Origin of the sequence: Sphingopyxis sp. PAMC25046 (assembly GCF_004795895.1) — a bacterium.
Taxonomy (GTDB): domain Bacteria; phylum Pseudomonadota; class Alphaproteobacteria; order Sphingomonadales; family Sphingomonadaceae; genus Sphingopyxis.
Map to the genome: position 1 here is coordinate 1,016,731 of NZ_CP039250.1, position 17,665 is coordinate 1,034,395.

Annotated in this window: 12 protein-coding genes; 5 read left to right on the plus strand and 7 right to left on the minus strand. The window is 64.4% G+C overall.

Translation table 11 applies throughout. The annotated features are described in order from the left end of the window. The first annotated feature begins 96 nt into the window (after positions 1 to 96). Genes E5675_RS04695 through E5675_RS04705 form a run of 3 tightly spaced genes read left to right on the plus strand, consistent with a single transcriptional unit; the run spans position 97 to position 4,928 of the window. The gene (locus E5675_RS04695) at positions 97 to 1,401 is read left to right on the plus strand and encodes an MFS transporter (protein WP_136173560.1); all 1,305 of its coding nucleotides are present in this window, start codon (positions 97 to 99) and stop codon (positions 1,399 to 1,401) included. Positions 1,402 to 1,433: 32 nt separating this feature from the next. Then, the gene (locus E5675_RS04700; RefSeq protein WP_210727612.1) at positions 1,434 to 3,437 is read left to right on the plus strand and encodes a sugar-binding domain-containing protein; all 2,004 of its coding nucleotides are present in this window, start codon (positions 1,434 to 1,436) and stop codon (positions 3,435 to 3,437) included. Positions 3,438 to 3,452: 15 nt separating this feature from the next. Then, a complete protein-coding gene (locus E5675_RS04705; RefSeq protein WP_136173561.1) occupies positions 3,453 to 4,928 on the plus strand; it encodes a sulfatase-like hydrolase/transferase in 1,476 nt (491 codons plus the stop codon). An 84-nt stretch (positions 4,929 to 5,012) separates the two neighbouring features. Here the strand turns inward: E5675_RS04705 and E5675_RS04710 are convergent, their stop codons facing one another. Continuing rightward, a complete protein-coding gene (locus tag E5675_RS04710) occupies positions 5,013 to 7,829 on the minus strand; it encodes a TonB-dependent receptor (protein WP_136173562.1) in 2,817 nt (938 codons plus the stop codon). 216 nt (positions 7,830 to 8,045) lie between these two features. On the opposite strand from E5675_RS04710, the gene E5675_RS04715 reads away from it, so the two are divergent. Further along, on the plus strand, positions 8,046 to 9,764 hold the full coding sequence (locus E5675_RS04715) for an arylsulfatase (protein WP_210727613.1): 1,719 nt from the start codon (positions 8,046 to 8,048) through the stop codon (positions 9,762 to 9,764). A 31-nt stretch (positions 9,765 to 9,795) separates the two neighbouring features. Here E5675_RS04715 and E5675_RS04720 read toward each other — a convergent pair whose 3' ends face one another. The 5 genes from E5675_RS04720 to E5675_RS04740 form a co-directional block, all read right to left on the minus strand. Further along, positions 9,796 to 11,193 (minus strand): trehalose-6-phosphate synthase, encoded by a 1,398-nt coding sequence (locus E5675_RS04720; RefSeq protein ID WP_136173563.1) that lies wholly within the window; start codon positions 11,191 to 11,193, stop codon positions 9,796 to 9,798. Then, complete coding sequence (locus tag E5675_RS04725) at positions 11,190 to 12,971, minus strand: glycoside hydrolase family 15 protein (protein ID WP_136173564.1); 1,782 nt, start codon at positions 12,969 to 12,971, stop codon at positions 11,190 to 11,192. The genes E5675_RS04720 and E5675_RS04725 overlap by 4 nt, the downstream gene beginning before the upstream one ends. Continuing rightward, positions 12,968 to 13,699, minus strand: coding sequence for a trehalose-phosphatase (otsB, locus tag E5675_RS04730; RefSeq protein WP_136173565.1), 732 nt, complete (start codon positions 13,697 to 13,699; stop codon positions 12,968 to 12,970). Before otsB ends, E5675_RS04725 begins: the two co-directional genes overlap by 4 nt. A 63-nt stretch (positions 13,700 to 13,762) precedes the next feature. Further along, complete coding sequence (locus E5675_RS04735) at positions 13,763 to 14,203, minus strand: transcriptional repressor (protein ID WP_136173566.1); 441 nt, start codon at positions 14,201 to 14,203, stop codon at positions 13,763 to 13,765. Continuing rightward, positions 14,196 to 14,564 carry a MerC domain-containing protein gene (locus E5675_RS04740; RefSeq protein ID WP_168707791.1) on the minus strand — a complete coding sequence of 123 codons (369 nt, stop codon included), beginning with the start codon at positions 14,562 to 14,564 and terminating at the stop codon, positions 14,196 to 14,198. The genes E5675_RS04735 and E5675_RS04740 overlap by 8 nt, the downstream gene beginning before the upstream one ends. 114 nt (positions 14,565 to 14,678) lie before the next feature. Between E5675_RS04740 and E5675_RS04745 the strand changes: the two genes are divergently transcribed. Continuing rightward, complete coding sequence (locus E5675_RS04745) at positions 14,679 to 16,769, plus strand: TonB-dependent receptor (RefSeq protein WP_247594785.1); 2,091 nt, start codon at positions 14,679 to 14,681, stop codon at positions 16,767 to 16,769. A gap of 65 nt (positions 16,770 to 16,834) precedes the next feature. Here E5675_RS04745 and E5675_RS04750 read toward each other — a convergent pair whose 3' ends face one another. Next, positions 16,835 to 17,638 (minus strand): hypothetical protein, encoded by an 804-nt coding sequence (locus tag E5675_RS04750; protein ID WP_210727614.1) that lies wholly within the window; start codon positions 17,636 to 17,638, stop codon positions 16,835 to 16,837. Between the last annotated feature and the right edge of the window lie 27 nt (positions 17,639 to 17,665).

Consider the following 17,665-nt stretch of genomic DNA (forward strand, 5'->3'; position numbering starts at 1 on the left):
CGATTTGTGCCGATAGGAAGCATATATATCGTATAAATAACGAAATGGCGGCGCGACCGCCTCAAAGCGCGAAAAGCGCCGGCAGGGAGAGGTGGAATGGGCGATATCGGCGCGGCGACCGTAAGGCGCATTACCTGGCGCCTGATGCCGCTGCTGTGCCTTCTCTATCTTGTAGCTTATATCGACCGGCAGAATGTCGCCTATGCCAAGCTGCAGATGGTCGGCGACCTTCGGCTCAGCGAAGCCGCCTATGGCCTGGGGTCGGCGTTGTTTTTTCTCGGCTATTGCATCTTCGAGATTCCGAGCAATCTGATCCTCGAACGCGTCGGCCCGCGAATCTGGTTCGCGCGAATCATCGGGGCGTGGGGCCTCGTGACGCTCGCGCTGGGGTTCGCCTGGACGCCGACGAGCTTCTACATCTTGCGTTTTCTGTTGGGGGTGGCCGAAGCTGGTTTCTTCCCCGGCGTGCTCTACCTGCTGACCCTCTGGTTTCCGCAGGCCGAGCGGGCGCGGGCGATCGGGCTGTTCCTGATCGCAAGTGCCTTCGCCAACGCGGTCGGCGCGGCGCTCGGCGGACTGCTGCTGGAACTCGACGGCGTGTGCGGCCTGCGCGGATGGCAATGGGTGTTCATCGTCACCGCGATCCCGGCGCTGTTGCTCGTTCCCGTCGTGCTCGCGCGCCTGCCACGCGGGCCCGCCGAAGCGCAGTGGCTCACCGATGCGCAAAAGACATGGCTCGCCGACACGCTTGCTGCGGAGGGAGGCACGCGCGAGCACGCCAATCCACTGCGTGCGCTGGGCGATTTTCGCGTGATCCTGCTCTGCATCGCCTTTCTCGGCTTTCCACTGTCGGCCTATGGCCTCAGCTATTGGCTTCCGACGATCGTTCGCGGTTTCGGGGTGGATGATGGCGTCAATGGCTTGCTCAACATCATTCCCTGGCTGGTCGTCGCGGCCGCGCTGTGGTGGCTTCCGCGCTGGGCCGCGCGCAGCACCGGCTCGCGACGCTTCATAGTGGGTCCGGCGCTGATCGGGGCGTTCAGCCTGATGATGGCGGCGGCGCTGCCATCGCCGATACTGCAGTTCACCGCGCTGTGCATCGCCGCTGCGGCAATCTTTGCTGGCCAGCCCTTTTTCTGGGTGCTTCCGGGGCGCCTTCTGACCGGCGCGGCGGCGGCGGCGGGCTTTGCGGCGATCAATTCGGTGGGGAATCTCGGCGGCTTCGTCGCGCAGGCGGTCGTGCCGAAAATCCATGACGCGACCGGCAGCGATCTGGCCCCGATGATCTTCCTCGCCGCCATGCTCGCTTTCTCGGCCGCCGCGATCTTCCTGATCGAACGCCGCATTCCGCGGGGTGCCGCCGACCGATTTCCGGTTGCCACGTCTGGCGACTCTTTATAAAACACATTGATCATATAAATTGGGAGGGTCCGATGAAGTCTGTTTCGAAGCTGCTTGTGGTTGCCGCGCTCTTGGCGAGCAGCGCCAGCGTCGCCGCCTATGCGCAGACCGCGGCGCCGCCGCCCAAAAAGCCTGCCAATTCGACCACCAATACCGCAGGCTATACCGCACCGGGCAGCACCGAGGGCGGGCCTGCCTATGTCGGCCCGATCATGAGCGAGTGGGGCCGCAAGGTGACGCCCGAAAATGCGTGGCGCAGCTACCCGCGTCCGCAGATGGAACGCGACACCTGGATGAACCTCAACGGGCATTGGGATTATGCAATCCGCCCCGCGAACGAGCCGCAGCCGGCGGCGATGGACGGCAAGATTCTCGTCCCCTTCGCAGTCGAATCGAGGCTATCGGGCGTCGCGCGCAAGCTGATGCCCGACGACCGGCTCTGGTATAAGCGCAGCTTCACGCTGCCCGCGAAATGGCCGGGCCAGCGCACCTTGCTCCACTTCGGCGCGGTCGATTTCGAATCGACCGTACTCGTCAACGGCGTCGTCGTCGGCAGCCACAGGGGGGGCTCTGACCCGTTCAGTTTCGATGTCACCCGTTATCTGCGGTCTGGCGCGAACGAGCTCGTCGTGCAGGTCACCGACCCGACCTCGACCGGTGACCAGCCGCGCGGCAAGCAAACGCTCGAACCGCGCGGCATCTGGTACACCGCGGTCAGTGGGATATGGCAGACTGTGTGGCTCGAACCTGTCGCCGATCTCCATATCGCCGACCTTCGCGCGGTGCCCGATATCGACAAGGGCGAGCTGACGGTCGATGTCGCGCTCAGCAACACCGCGACGCCCAGCGACGCCGTGCGCATCACCGCGCGCGACAAGGGCAAGGTGATCGCGACGACGATCATTCGCGGCAACCGGCAGGGGGTGCTCAAGATCCCGAATGCGCGCCTCTGGTCGCCGGACGATCCCTATCTCTATGACCTTACCGCCGAGCTGGTGAAGGTGACCCCGCCGCAGGGTGCGGGGAACGACCGCACCGGCCTGCCGCCGATGACCCGGCGCGAGGTTGCGGCCTATGCCGCAGCGACGGTGGTCGGCAGCCCGAGCGACAGCGTCAAAAGCTATTTCGGGATGCGCAAGATTTCGACCGGCGTCGATCCGAAGACGGGCAAGATGGCGCTGCTTCTCAACAACAAGCCGCTCTTTCACAACGGAACGCTCGATCAGGGCTGGTGGCCCGAAAGCCTGCTGACCCCGCCGTCGGAAGAGGCCGCGCGCAGCGATATCGTCTTCCTGAAAAAAGCCGGGTTCAACATGCTGAGGAAGCATATCAAGGTCGAGCCGGCGCAATATTATCACGATGCCGACAGCCTCGGCATATTGATCTGGCAGGACATGCCCTCCGGCGCATTCGGCGATCAGGCCGTGCGGCGTCCGAGCGACCGCGAGGCGACCTTCACCTCGGCGGGCATGGCGCAATATCAGGCCGAACTGGCGCGAATGATCGGCGCGCTCCGCGCCTTCCCGTCGATCGTGATGTGGGTTACCAACAACGAAGGCTGGGGTCAGTATGATGTCAAGACCGTCGGCAGCATCGCGAAGAATATGGATCCGAGCCGACTCGTCAACAATGCGAGCGGCTGGTTCGACGTGCCGGGCAGCGGGTCGGACGTCTATGACATCCACACCTATGATGAAGTGCCCGTCGAGCCCGCGCCGCAGGCCGACCGGCCGATCGTGACCGGCGAATTCGGCGGCGTCGGGCTGCCGATCCCAGGGCATCTGTGGTTCACCGACCGCGATGCGCGCATCTATCAGTTCGCGACCGACAAGGAAGATTATCGCCGCCGTTACAAGATCAAGTTCGACGAGATCATCCGTCAGGCGAAAGAACTGGGGCTCGCCGCATCGGTCTACACCGAAACGAGCGACGTCGAGGGCGAACTCAATGGACTCCTCACCTATGATCGCGCGGTGTCGAAGCTGCCGGTCGAGGATTTCGCGAAGATCGCGAAGCCGCTGTTCGAGGATAAATAAGGCAGGGGAAAGCCGATGGCACGACGTACCGCGATCGCCCGCTGGGCCGCGACCACCATGCTCGCGGCGCTCATGGGCGTCGCGGCGCCCGTGACGGCGACGACTACCGCGGCCGACAGGTCCGCTTCCTCCGCGGCGGTGGGCAAGCCCAACATATTGTTCGTTCTCGTCGACGACATGGGCTTCGGCGACCTATCGGTGATGGGGAACCAAAAGGTCCAGACACCCAACCTCGACCGGTTGGCACGCGAAGGCGTGCTGATGACGCAATTCTATGACTCGGCGCCGATTTGCTCCGCATCGCGTGCGGGGTTGCTTACCGGACGTTTTCCCGCCGAGGTCGGCTTCATCAACTATGTCAGCGACCGCGCATACAACAAGGCGGTCGGCCAAGCGGATTGGCTCGACCCAAAGCTCCCCAACATCGCGCGGCTGCTGAAGGGCGCCGGCTATGATACCGCGCATATCGGCAAATGGCATCTCGGCGGCGGGCGCGACATCGGTGATGCGCCCTGGCCGACGGCCTATGGTTTCGACCATAGTTTCACGACCTTCGAAGGGCTCGGACCGCGCGTGCTGGTGTCCGACGAGGAACGCTTCCTCGCCGAGCAATCGGACAAGCTCGGCGAAGGACCGCGCTTCTGGGAACTCAAGACCAATCTCACCGGGCTATATGCCGACATGACGGTCAACTTTGTCGCGCAGCATGCGGAGAGGCCTTGGTTCGTGAACCTCTGGCTCAACGACATGCACGATCCCTGGGCGCCCGACGACGAAAGCCTTGAGGACGTCATGGGCAAGGGCACGTCCTCCGATGACGACCGGATGCTCGCCTCGCTGGTCAAGATGGACAAGACGCTCGGCCGCCTGTTCGACCGCCTCGACCAGATGGGCGAGATGGACAATACGCTCGTCATCGTCACCAGCGACAACGGCCCGTCGTCGTCGCCGCGCTATTACAAGGATGGCCAAGTCGCCCCGGGCAGCACCGAAAATCTGCGCGGCCGCAAATGGAGCCTCTATGAAGGCGGCATTCGCCAGCCGCTGATCCTCTACTGGCGCGGCCATACCAAGGCCGGCTATCGCGACGAGCGGACGGTGGGGCAGGGCGTCGACCTTTTGCCGACGCTCGCGCGCATTGTCGGGGCGCGGATACCCGTGGGGGTGGATGGCGTCGACCTGTCACCGGTGATCGAGGGTCGCGCGATCGCCGGGCGGCCTGACCTCTATTGGGCTTATGGCAAGGAAGGCGCGCCAAAGGAAACGCCGCAGCCGGCGCTGGAACGCGACCAGGCGCCGCCTTTTGCGATCCGCGAGGGCGACTGGAAACTGCTCGCCGAGGCGGGCGGCACCAATCCGCAGCTCTTCGATCTGGCGAACGATCCCACCGAAGCCACCGATGTCGCGATGAGCCAGCCTGCGATTCGCGACCGCCTGCTCGGCAAGCTCAGGGCCTGGATGGCGACACTCCCCAAATATCGGGCGCAATAATGAAAGGCTCCGTCGCGATGAGCGACGGGGCCTTGCGCTGTATTGGAGAGGGCGGCGGCAGATCGATGCCGCCGCCCTTTTCCGTCAGAATTTGACGCGGACGCCGATCGAATAGGTGGTCTCGTCGTACGCCATCTCGTTGTTGATATTCGTATATCCGGGATAGCCGTAGTAGGTCGAAGTATTGTTACCGAGGATATTGGTACCGCCGACATCGACGCGAATCTTGTCGGTGATGTCATAGCCGATGTTGAAGTCGAGCCGTCCTGCGCCGCGCGCATAGGTGACGAGCGCGGGCACCGCGACGACGTCGATCGTCTCGTCGGTGAAGGGCCGCAACGTCGGCTCGCCGCTCGCGTCGAGCGAAAGATATTTGGAGCGGTAGGTGTAAACCAGCCGCCCGCTGATCCCGCTCTTCTCGTACAACAGGCCGACGGTATAATTATATTTCGACACACCCTGCAGCGCATAGCCCGCGAGTGGATCGTCCCCGCCGACCTTGGAATCGGCAAGCGTAAAGGCGCCCTGTACGCCTAGGCCCGACAGCGCGCCCGGCAGGAAGTCGAAGAAATATTGGGTGCTGAGTTCGATACCCTTCAGCGTCGCCTGCCCGACGTTGCGCGGACGCGACACCGAATAATCGACACCGTCGATCGTTTCCACCGCCCCGCTGGTAATGACGCGGTCGCTGATGTCGCGATAATAGCCCGCGACCGCGATATAGCCACTGGGGAAATAATATTCGAAGGTCGCGTCCAGGCTTTCGGACTTTTGCGCCTTGAGGCCGGGATTGCCAGCATTGCCGGTGCTCTGGACCAGCGGGTTGTTCGACTGGTTGAGCGTGATCGCCGGATTGAGCGCGCCGAAATTCGGGCGGCGCAGCGATTTGGCATAGCCGAAGCGAATCTGGATATCGTCGCCAATCCGGAACCGCGCCGTCGCGTTGGGCAGCCAGTCATGATCGACCGTGTCGGCGGTCAGCCGGTCATATTCGCCGCCGCCCGCCGGTACGAAGGTACCGATCGTTCGGCTCGTGCGGATATAGCGGACCCCGACGACGCCATCCAGCGTGACGCTGTTCGACAGGTCGGCTTCATATTTGCCCTGCACATAGGCGGCGAGCGTGTCTTCCTTGGCGTCGAATGCGCGCCCCGGATCGAAGTCGGGCCGACCCGCCGGCAGGCCGAAATAGGCGCGCGCAGCGTCGAGTCCGTCTTCGGACAGCAGGAAGTCGGGGTTCGGTATATAGAAACGCGAACCATTGTTGAGGTCGGGTGCCCGAGAACCGAGCGTGAGGAAATCGTCGGGCAGGCCGGTGTCCGACACGAGCACGGCGGTTGCCTCGGTCCCCGTCCCGATATTGCCGCCGGGCGTCGCCTTGTTGAGATTGACCGCTTGTTCTTCGGCCGAACGGTGCGCGTAGCGGACACCGACCGCGATATTTGACAGGAAGCCGTCGAGATCATAATCGACGTCGCCCTTCGCCTGGAACAGCTTGCCGCGATTTTCGGTGAAATTCTGGATCAGCGCGTTGCGTATATAAAGATTGTCGCGGCTCAGCAGCGCGTCGCCGGGAACGGTATATTCGGCGTGACCGTCGACATCCATCGTCACGGTCAGGCTGGGCAGCCGCTGGCCGATGTCCGAAGTGATGTTCTGAAGTTCGTATTTCGAGGTCTGATAGGCGACGTCGAGCACAGCGTTCAGGCGGCCCTCGTCATATTTCAGCCCGCCGGCGAACTGCTTGTTTCGCTGGTTGAGGTCGCGCGCCTGCGTCGTCTGGTTCGACACCAGATTGGCAAAGGTCATGCTTTCGGGCTGACACAGTTCAACCTTGTCATACGGCGTCAGCGTCTGGTTGCCGACCGCGTCGGTCTGGATCACCGGATTGTTGCCGTTGTTGCGCCGCACTCGGGTCTGGATACAACTGGTCCCCGGCGTCACGTCGGTGATCGTCGTTCCGTTGGTGAAAGGCTGGATATTCGCGCCATTACGGCTGCCGCGGTCGCGGAAATAGGTGTAGAAACCCTCGACATAGACCTCGAGCGGCGGCGAGGCTTGCCATTGCAGCGCGCCATTGAGCTGGTGCCGCTCGATAAAGCCTTGTTGCGGAAAGTTCTGGAGGATGCCGGGGATGACATAGCCCGGCGTGTTGAACGGCGCGGTGTTGGTGCTGCGCCGCTGGAACAGCACCGTCGTCGCGCGATAATAGTCGGACTTGGAATAGGTGCCGTTGATCAGCGCCCCGATCTCGCCAATGCCGGTGTCCCAGCGGTCGGTCGCCAACAGGCTGAATTGAGGATTGATCTTGTCGACGCGGTCGCCGTAATTGGCGCGGCCGGCGGCGACGATGGTCGGATCCCTGAAATTGAACGGACGGTTTAGCTGGAGGTCGATGACCCCGGCAAGCCCGCCTTCGGTCAGCTCGGCGGTTTGCGACTTGAAGACATTGACGCGCGACAGCGCCTCGGCGGGCATGTCCTGCAGGTCGAAGTTGCGGCCGACGGTCGAAAACACCTCGCGGCCGTTGACCGTCGTGAGCACGTCTGGAAGGCCGCGAACGCGGACGTCGCCAAGCTCGTTGTTGCGGTTCACCGACACCTGGACGCCAGGCACGCGCTGGAGCGCGGCGGCGGTGGTGGGGTCGGGAAGCTTGCCGATGTCCTGCGCCACGATCGCATCGACGACCTGCACCGACTCGCGCTTGATGTCGGCGGCGCGCTCGAGCGAGCGGCGGATGCCGGTGACGACGATCGCATCCTCGGTATTTTCCCGTGGCGCGTCGGCCAGGGTGTCGCTGGCGACGGCACCGCCCGCGTCGGTCGACTGGCCCCACGCAGGTACGCTCGCGACGAGTGCAATGACCGACACGGCGGCCGAAAAACCTGTCTGCTTCTTCATCTTCCCTCTCCCAGTTCCGTGCGCAGGCATTTTTGCCCTTGGCGCCGACAACGAGGAGGCTGGCCGTCGATGAGTCGGCGGGGCACTCCGGCCGCAAACCCGACTCTACCCAGCTCTTCCGCACCCTTTTCGTCGACGCTTCGCCGCGGACGTTGACCAACGGGCCAAATAAAGTCAATATATATATGATAAATCGGTGAATAGGGAGAGTGACCGGTGAATATCAGATTTGCTGCCCGCCTTTTGGCCCGTGCGGGCTACGCCGCTGCGGCGGTCGCAACAGCTGCCTTGCCGTCGGTCGCGATCGGGGCCGAGACGGCGCCGGCCCGTCCGCAACCGACGCGTCCGAACGTGGTGGTAATCCTGCTCGACGACGTCGGCTTTTCCGACATGGGCAGCTTCGGCGGCGAAATCCCGACGCCGAACATCGACGCGCTGACGAAAAACGGCCTCGCCTTCACGCAATTCTATAACAATGCGCGGTGCAGCCCGTCGCGGGCGTCGCTGCTGACGGGCACCTATCCGCATCAGGCGGGGCTGGGGCATCTCGAATCGGTGCATGTTCCGGGTTCGAAAGGTCTGCACAGCAAGCTTTCAGATCGCGTCGTCACTCTGGCCGAGGTGCTGAAATCGGCGGGCTATTTCACCGCGATGGCGGGCAAGTGGCACCTCGGCATCTCGCGTGGCGTCGGCCCGTGGCAGCGCGGCTTCGACCGGTCGCTCACCTCGCCCTCGGGCGAGCTTTATTACCGCGACCAGCCGCAGCCGCTGGCAAAATCCGTCTATATCGACGGCGAGCGCGTGCCTGCGGGTTCACCGCGCGTCGGGCAGGGCTATTGGTATTCGTCGGACATGTTCGTCGACTGGCAGACGAAGTTCATCGGCGAGGCGCGCGAACAGCGCAAACCCTTCTTCCTCTATATGCCCTTTGTCGGAGCACATTTTCCGTTGATGGCGCCGCCCGAGGATGTCGCTAAGTTCAAGGGCCGGTACATGCAGGGCTGGGAGGCGGTGCGCCGCGATCGCTTCGAGCGGCAAAAGCAGCTCGGCATCATCGCCGCTGACGCCGAACTGCCCGCTGCGCTGCCGGGAAGCTACGACTGGAATAAATTGTCCGCGGAGGAGAAGGATCGGTTCGACACCATGATGGCGGTCTATGCCGCTGTGGTTCACCGCGTCGACCGTGCGATCGGCACGCTCGTCGACCGCCTGCGGCAGTCGGGCGAGCTCGACAATACGCTGATCCTGCTGATGAACGACAATGGCGGGACCGCCGAAAGCGGGCCGGACGGCCGGCTCAAGGGCGACGGGTTGCCGGGTAGCGCGCAGTCGGTGGTCTGGACCGGAATGAACTGGGCGACGCTGCAAAACGCGCCCTTCCAATATTATAAGCACCACACCTACGAGGGCGGGATCGCGACGCCGCTGATCGCACATTGGCCGCGCGGGATCGCCGCGAAGGCGCGCGGCACCCTCGTGCGCGAGCCGGGGCATCTGATCGACGTCATGCCGACGCTCGTCGAGATCGCCGGGGCCACTTATCCAAAGGCCTTTAACGGCCATGCGATCCTGCCCATGGAGGGGCGTTCGATGGTGCCCGCCTTCCGCGGCGAGGCGCTGACCCGCGGCAAGCCGATCTTCTGGGAGCATGAAGGCAACCGCGCCGTCCGCGACGGCAAGTGGAAACTCGTCGCCGGCTTCCAGAAGCCGTGGCAGCTCTTCGACATGACCGCCGACCGCACCGAAATGCACGATCTTGCCGCGAAGGAGCCGGGCCGGGTTCGCGAGATGGCCGGTCAATGGGACGCCTGGGCGGCGCGCAGCTTTGTCGATGCGTGGAGCGAGGCCTACGACCCGCATCTCAAAGGCAAGCAACGCCGGATCTGGGGCGGGGCAGACGTTCCGCAGCTGCCGCAGGCGCTGATCGGGAAATAGGGCCGGTCGCTCCAGGCGCGGCGCACGGCGCTTACGTCTCGGGCAAAGCCGGGTCCTGCGTGAGCACCGTCAGGAAGTCGTCCGCCCAGCCGATGACGTCGGCGTCGCGAACGACGGCGTAGAGCTTTTCCCAGCGCGCCTTGCGTTCCGCGAGCGGCATGTGCATCGCGGTCCAGAGCGCGCGGGCGACGTCACCGCCGTCGTGCGGATTGACGAGCAACGCGTCGGTGAGTTGCTCGGCCGCGCCCGCGAAGCGCGAGAGGATCAATACGCCCGGATCGTCGGGGTCCTGTGCCGCGACATATTCCTTTGCGACGAGGTTCATCCCGTCGCGGAGCGGAGTCACGAGGCCGATCTTCGCCGCCCGATAGAAGCCGAACAATTCGGCGCGGCCGAAACCGCGGTTGACGTATCGGATCGGAACGAGGTCGACGTCCGAGTGCGCGCCGTTGAACTGGCCGGTCTTCTGCTCGAGCGTCGCGCGGATCCGCTGGTAAGAGCGGACGTCCTCGCGCGAGGGCGGCGCGATCTGGACGAAGAGTAGATCGTTGACCATGTCGTCGTGGCTGGCGAACAGCCGTTCGAGCGCGTCGATCCGTTCGGGAAGCCCCTTGCTGTAGTCGAGCCGGTCGACGCCGATCGCGATTGTGCGCTTGCGTGCGCTGGTGCCCAGCCGCTGCTGCGATCGCCGGGCGATCTCGGTCTCGCCGAGCGCCATGAATTCGGCATGGTCGATACCGATGGGAAAGGCGCGCGCGATGGTGCTTCGGCCGTCAATGCGGACGGTGCCGCTCTCCTCGTCGACTTCGGCCCCATGTTCCTTCCGGCAATAATGGAGGAAGCTTTCGAGCCATTCGACCGACTGAAAGCCGATGACGTCATAGTGGAGCATCGCGGCGACGAGCCGCTCGTGATGCGGGAGTGAGACGAGCAGGCGCGTCGGCGGCCACGGGATATGCAGGAACAGGCCGATGCGGTTCGTCACCCCCTGCGCGCGCAGCCGTTCGCCGAGTGGCAGGAAGTGGTAGTCCTGCACCCAGACGACATCCTCCTCCTCGATCAGCGGATAGAGGCTGTTCGCGAACCGCTCGTTGACGCGTTCATAGCCGCGGCCGAATTCATTCTCATATTCGGCAAGATCGATGCGGTAGTGAAAGAGCGGCCAGAGCGTTCGGTTGGCATAGCCATTGTAATACTCGTCGACGTCGTGGGGCTCGAGATCGACGGTCGCGGTGGTGAAGCCGTCGACGCGCTCCATCGTGAGCTGACCCGTGAAACGTTCGACCTCGTTTCCCGACCAGCCGAACCAGATGCCACCGCGCTTGCGCAGCGCCGCGCTCATCGCGACCGCAAGGCCGCCCTGCGCGCCCGCCGCGCCGCGCCCCTTGGCGACCGAGACGCGGTTCGAGACGACGATCAGCCGGCTCATCGCACCGTGTCCCAGCCGCGCGAGAGCAGCCCCGCGCAATGGATGATCCCGACAAGCGAATAGGTCTGGGGGAAATTGCCCCACAATTCGCCGCTTTCGAAATCAAGGTCCTCGGAAAGCAGACCCGATGGTGTTCGATGCGCGAGCATCTTTCCGAACAGCTCGCGGGCTTCCTCGCCCCGACCGCACAGGTGCAGCGCCTCGATCAACCAGAAGGTACAGAAGTTGAACGCGGTCTCGGGGAGACCAAAATCATCCTCGCTGTCATAGCGCAGCATATGTTCGCCGCGGCGCAGCGCCTTTTCGATTGCGGCGAAAGTTGCCTGGAAACGCGGATTGTCGGCGCGGATATAACGCAGCTCGACCATCTGGAGCAGGCTGGCGTCGAGATGGGCATGGCCAAAGGCGGCGCCATAATGGCCCGCGGTCTCGTCCCAGGCCTCGCGCTCGATCGTTTCTCGGATTTTGGCAGCGCGTTCTTTCCAATGGGCTTCACGGTCGGGTTTGCCGATGCGCGCGGCGACATTGCCGAGCCGGTCGCACGCCGCCCAGCTCATCACCGCCGAATAGGTGTGGACGAGCTGCTTGGTGCGAAATTCCCACAATCCGGCGTCGGGCTGGTCGTGCATTGCCCATGCGACTTCGCCGACGCTTTCGAGGCTTTCGAAATCGCGCTCGTCGGCCATGCGGAACAGCCGCTGGTCGAAGAAGCCCTGCACCGTCGGCAGCACGATCTGTCCATAGGCGTCGTGCTGGATCTGCTGATAGGCCGCGTTGCCGATCCGCACCGGTCCCATACCGCGATAACCCGCGAGATGTTCGGCGACGCCCTCGTCCAGTTCGGCGACGCCCATCACCGAATAGAGCGGCTGGATATGCCCGCCCGCGGCGCGATCGACGATGTTGCGGAGGTAAGCGAGATATTTTTCGAGCACGTCGAGCGCGCCAAGCCGATTGAGCGCCTGAACCGTGTAATAGGCATCGCGGATCCAGCAATAGCGATAGTCCCAGTTGCGCTCGCTGTGCGGTGCCTCGGGGATCGATGTCGTCAGCGCGGCGACTATGGCGCCGGTCTCCTCATGCTGGCAGAGCTTGAGCGTGATCGCGGCGCGGATCACAGCGTCCTGCCAGTCCATCGGCGTCGCGAGCCCGCGCACCCAGCTGCGCCAATATTGACCTGTCGCTTCCTCCATCCCGCGCACCGATTCGCGGACGTTGCCGGTAAAGGGCTCGTCGGGGCCGAGGAAGAAATGGAGGTCGGATTCGACGCGGAATGCGAGCTCCTGCATGAGATAGCCGACCGGCGCGTCGGTAGTGAGGCGGAGCGGCTGGTTGCCGATAAGATAGCGGATATGATTGGTGCCGCGCGTGGTCGGCGCGCGTTCAGCGCCATGGCCGCGCATCGGCGAAAGGTTCATCCGGATGCGCGGACTGCCGGCGACGGGGCGGACGATGCGCGTGTAGGCGACGGGCCGGTACATCCGTCCCGAGCGTTCGGAGCGCGGGCAGAAGTCGATGATATCGACCGCGCTGCCATCGGCGGCTTCGAGGCGCGTCACGAGGATCGGTGTGTTGCGGCTGTAACGGGGAGTGGCGCGCACCTGCCCTTCGAGCGCGAAACGCCACACCCCCTCGTCCTGCCGTTCGCCGTTCATCAGGGCGCAGAAGACCGGGTCGCCGTCAACGCGCGGGACGCATCCCCAGACGAGCCCCGCCGCGCTGTCGACGAGGGCGCTGACCTGACAATTGCCGATCGGCCAAAGGGACAAATTGCTCACAGGCCCAGCCAATTATAGACCTCGCGGGTGCCGGGAAGCCGGTAATGAGCGGCGGTCGGACGCGGTGCGCCGACGAGGATGCCGTGCCCCCCTACCGCCGCCGCGGCGGCAAAGCCGTCTTCGTCGGTAATGTCGTCTCCGATGAAAACCGGCGTGGCGCCGGCGTAGGGCGACTGGTCCAGAAGCCGCGCCACCGCCAGTCCCTTGTTGGCTTGCGCCGGTCCCAGTTCGACAACCATCTTGCCTCGCCGCACGGCCAGACCTTCGCGCTCTGCAATATCGTCCATGACGCTAAAGACGGCTGCCTCGGCATGTGGTTCCTGCCGGTAATGGATTGCCATGCCGTGCGGCTTGGTTTCGACAAGCAGGCCGGGCCACCGCGCCGCGAGCGACGCGATTGCCATGTTTGTATCGCCGGATAGCGTGACCGCCGGTACAGTGGCATCGCCTTGTTCGGCGCCGTGCGAACCCACTATCCTGATCGCCCCGCTGCCGAGATGCCCGCCTATGTCCGAAAGCGACCGCCCGGTGATCAGCGCGAGGCGACCATCCACGCGCGCCGCCAAGGCTTCGAGCCGTCGTAAAAGATCGTCGGGGACCAGGATCGCGTCCGGCGTTTCCGCGATGTCGACGAGCGTGCCGTCGAAATCCAGAAAGAGCGCCACCGGCTGCTGTGCCGCCCATTGCGTAAGCGGTGGCGGAAGCGGCAGATGGTCCCTTTTGTGCATCGCAGCAAGGCTAGAGGCCAAGGATGCGGGGGTCAACCATCGAACGGCCGACCGGAGCCGCCGCTATTTGCCTCCGCAATCGGGACAGACACCCACGACTTCCACGATGACGCGGCTCGGGCGGAAGCCTGCAGCTCGGCACAAGCGGTCGACTTCGGTCTCGTATCCGGCGTCGAGCGTGCGGGTGCGGCCGCAGCCGCGACAGATTGTTATCGCTCCGGGCTGGCCGCCGGCCTCGAAATAGGCATTCAGCGTTTCGACCCGATGGACGCGCCCGCCCAACCGATCGAGGATCCGATAAACCTGGTTGGGCGCCAGCGGCACACCGAGCACCCGGCTTTGGCGCGCGATCCTGTAGGCTCCGAGCGGCCGCGGACTGGCACGCACGATTGCCAGGACGACTTCCTCGAGCTCCGCGGGCGTCCGCTTGGCATTTTCGCGTCGCGTATCTTTGCGACCTGCACCGGTGCCGGGCGGGCGGATCTGCTCGCCATGCTCAGGCAAGGGTCCGGCGTAGCCGCCAGTTGATAAGATGCCCGCCGATCAGAAACAGGCTGCCGATCGCCGTTATCCCCGCCGACGCCGGCTCGCCCCAGACGGGGAACAGCGCGGCCACGATGCAGGCGACCCCCGCCGCCCCGAGCTGTGCTGGAAGAAGGGCGCGGTGCCGGCGGTAACCGAGAAGGAACGCGAGGGCGGCCGCGGGGACGACCAGCGCAGCCGCCACGATGTGGAAAAGCTCCGATTCGAAAAAGGTCCCGACCAGCATCGGCAAGGCGAGCAGGATCAGCGGCAATGCCAGACAATGTCCGAGGCAGAGGAGCGAGGCCGACACCGCCGTTCCTTCGACGAGGTTCGTCGTCATTTGGCGCCGCGAAGGGCGCGAGGGGAGAGCGCACATGGAAGAAAAACCTTGAGGGGTTGTGATATGAGATAACGTATCATATACGGCCGGCGTCCAGATAAGAAAGGGGTTTTTGTGAAGTTTCGAGTTCTCCTCCTGTCCGCCGCGGTTCCGGCGGTCGTTCCGCACATCGCCTTTGCGGGCGAAACGGTGCCGGCGGTCAAATCCGCTGCAGGGCCCGACGCCGGCTTCATGCAGGCCGGCAGCAACGCCGATCCCGAGATTGTCGTCTCGGCCAATGTCCTCGGCCTGCGCGCCGACGAGACCGCAACGCCGGTGATCACGCTGACTGGCGAGGAATTGGTTCACCGCCGTCAGGCGACGCTGGGCGATACGCTCGCCGGACAGCCGGGCATTAACTTCGACAATTTCGGCGGCGGCGCGAGCCGGCCGGTCATCCGCGGGCAGACCGCGCCGCGCGTCCAGGCGCTGTCCGACGGCGCGAGCGTCCACGACGCGTCGGCGATCTCGCCCGACCATGCGGTGACGACCGAACCGCTGCTGCTGCGCGGGATCGAGGTGCTGCGCGGCCCGTCGGCGCTTCTCTATGGCGGCAGCGCGATCGGCGGCGCGATCAACCTGCTCGACGAAAAGGTGCCGACATCGATCCCCGACGGCGGCATCGCGGGCACGGTCGAGGGCCGCTTCGGCACCGCCGACGACGAACGCTCGCTGGTCGGCGGGATCACCATCGGCGGGCAGGGGCTCGCGCTCCGCGTCGAGGGCGTCCATCGCTCGTCGAACGACTATCGGGTGCCCAAGGGGTTCGGCGAACGCCATGTCGACGGATCGTACAACGACACCTCGACCTTTACCGTCGGCGGTTCATGGGTCGGCAGCGGCGGCTATCTGGGCGTCGCCTATACGCGCCAGCGCAGCGAATATGGCCTGCCGGGGCACAGCCACGATTATGAAGGCTGCCACCCGCACGGCAGCAGCCTGCACTGCGGCGGCCACGGCCATGATGACGAGGATCATGACCACGACCATGATCATGACCACGAACATGAGGAAGTGCCCTTCGTCAAATTGCGCAGCGAACGGTTCGATATCCGCAGCGAATATGAAGATCCGCTGCCGGGCTTCGAAAAGGTCCGCTTCCGCCTGTCGTTCACCGATTATGAGCATGACGAGATCGAGCATGACGAGGTCGCGACGACCTTCAAGAACAAGGCGCACGAACTGCGTTTCGAACTCGCGCACAAGCCGATCGGCCCGCTGCGTGGCGCGTTCGGGGTGCAGCATTCGGAAAGCCAGTTCAGCGCGGTCGGCGAAGAAGCCTTCCTGCCCGAAAGCGATACGCGGCGCACCGCGCTGTTCCTGATGGAAACGCTGACCGCCGGCCCGGTCCGCTTCGAGCTTGCGGCGCGGCAGGAATGGCAGCGGATCGAGACGACGCTGAACCGCGAGGTCAGCCACAAGCCCTTTTCGATCTCGGGCGCCGCGGTCTGGGACATCGGCGGCGACTATTCGCTCGCGCTGTCGCTCGCGCGCTCGCAGCGCGCGCCGAATGTGCAGGAGCTTTATGCGCGCGGTATCCACCTCGCGACCAATACCTATGAACTCGGCACCGCGACGCTCGGCAAGGAAACGGGCAAGTCGATCGACCTGACCTTCCGCAAGACGAAGGGGGCGACGACCTTCACGATCGGCGCCTATCATCAGGATTTCGACGATTATATCTTCGCCAACACGCTCGATCAGTTCGAGGACTTCCGTCTCATCCGATATGAGGCGGCCGACGCGACCTTCACCGGGGTCGATGGCGAAGTGCGGCATGATTTCGGCGATGTCGGCGTGTCGCTGTTCGGCGATTATGTCCGCGCGAAGTTCAAGGACGGGCTCGGCAATCTGCCGCGCATTCCCGCCGGCCGGCTCGGCGCGCGCGCCGACGGGCGCTGGGGGGGCTTGTCGGGTGACGTCGAATATTATCATGTCTTCGAACAGGACCGGATCGCGGACTTCGAGACGCGGACGCGAGGCTATGACATGCTCAACGCGACGCTCGCCTACAAGCTCGATCTCGGCCCGAAGGCCGATACCGAATTGTTCGTGCGCGCGACCAATTTGACCAACGAGCTCGCCTATAATCACGCATCCTTCATCAAAAATGCGTCGCCGCTGCGCGGGCGCAATTTCGTCTTCGGGCTGCGAACGAGCTTCTAGGGGCCAAAAGGGGGCGGCCGGAAGGAGGGGCGCCTAGTCCCGCGCCCCTCCTTCCGCCGATTTTGTCAGACGGGCTTGGCCGCCAGGATATAGTCGAAGCCGTGATGAAGCCCGCCCTTTCGTGCGACATGCGCGAGGGCTTCGGCCCGCAACGCCTCGCCGCGCGCAGCGAGGGCGCCGGCTAGGCCGCGGTCGGCGATCCTTGCGAGCCGGGGCGCACACATGTCGATCTGGCTGTTGACGAAATGCTCCTTGTAGCGGTTCGCGAACCGCTTGGCGGCGATGACGCGATACCCCGATGCTTCGAGATGATCGACCGTCCATTGCGCCGGATATTCGCGATAAGGCTGTTCGCCCGCGTGGAGCAGGCACGCGTCGCGGAAGCGCCCGATCTCCCAGATCAGCCGCCCCGCTTCGCCATCGGGCTCGCCGGTCACATAGGGCTCCAGCCCCACGACATAGAGCCGCCGTCCGACGAGCGGACGCAGCCGCGCGAACAGGCGATGCTGGAAATAGGGCGCGAAACCGTCGATCGCGCCGAGAAGATAGTCCGCCAGCACCGTGTCATATCGCTCGCCCGCCAGCAGCGCGGGGTCGGCCCAGTTGCCGACGATGATGCGGTCGGCGGCGCGGCGCTTCGCCGCGATCGCATCGGCGACCTGCGCGGCATGGGCTTCGGCGCCGCTCACCGCGGTCCAGCTTTCGGTGGCGAGCGAACCGATCCAGCCGATCGAGTGGGTTCCCGTCCCGGCGTCGAGAAATTTGCCCCACGCCTGCCCGTCCTGAAGGGCTTCGATTTCCTGAAAAAGTCCGGAAGCTGATTGTCGATCTTCGCCATCAAATAACATCACGATGATATAAGGTATCATCGAGGCTTTATCAAACCCGAACCCGCC

Coding starts and splice junctions, on each gene's coding strand:
- E5675_RS04750 (WP_210727614.1), bottom strand. CDS start 17,638: ATGATACCTTATATCATCGTGATGTTATTTGATGGCGAAGATCGACAA.
- E5675_RS04705 (WP_136173561.1), top strand. CDS start 3,453: ATGGCACGACGTACCGCGATCGCCCGCTGGGCCGCGACCACCATGCTC.
- E5675_RS04700 (WP_210727612.1), top strand. CDS start 1,434: ATGAAGTCTGTTTCGAAGCTGCTTGTGGTTGCCGCGCTCTTGGCGAGC.
- E5675_RS04695 (WP_136173560.1), top strand. CDS start 97: ATGGGCGATATCGGCGCGGCGACCGTAAGGCGCATTACCTGGCGCCTG.
- E5675_RS04740 (WP_168707791.1), bottom strand. CDS start 14,564: ATGACGACGAACCTCGTCGAAGGAACGGCGGTGTCGGCCTCGCTCCTC.
- E5675_RS04720 (WP_136173563.1), bottom strand. CDS start 11,193: ATGAGCCGGCTGATCGTCGTCTCGAACCGCGTCTCGGTCGCCAAGGGG.
- otsB (WP_136173565.1), bottom strand. CDS start 13,699: ATGCACAAAAGGGACCATCTGCCGCTTCCGCCACCGCTTACGCAATGG.
- E5675_RS04710 (WP_136173562.1), bottom strand. CDS start 7,829: ATGAAGAAGCAGACAGGTTTTTCGGCCGCCGTGTCGGTCATTGCACTC.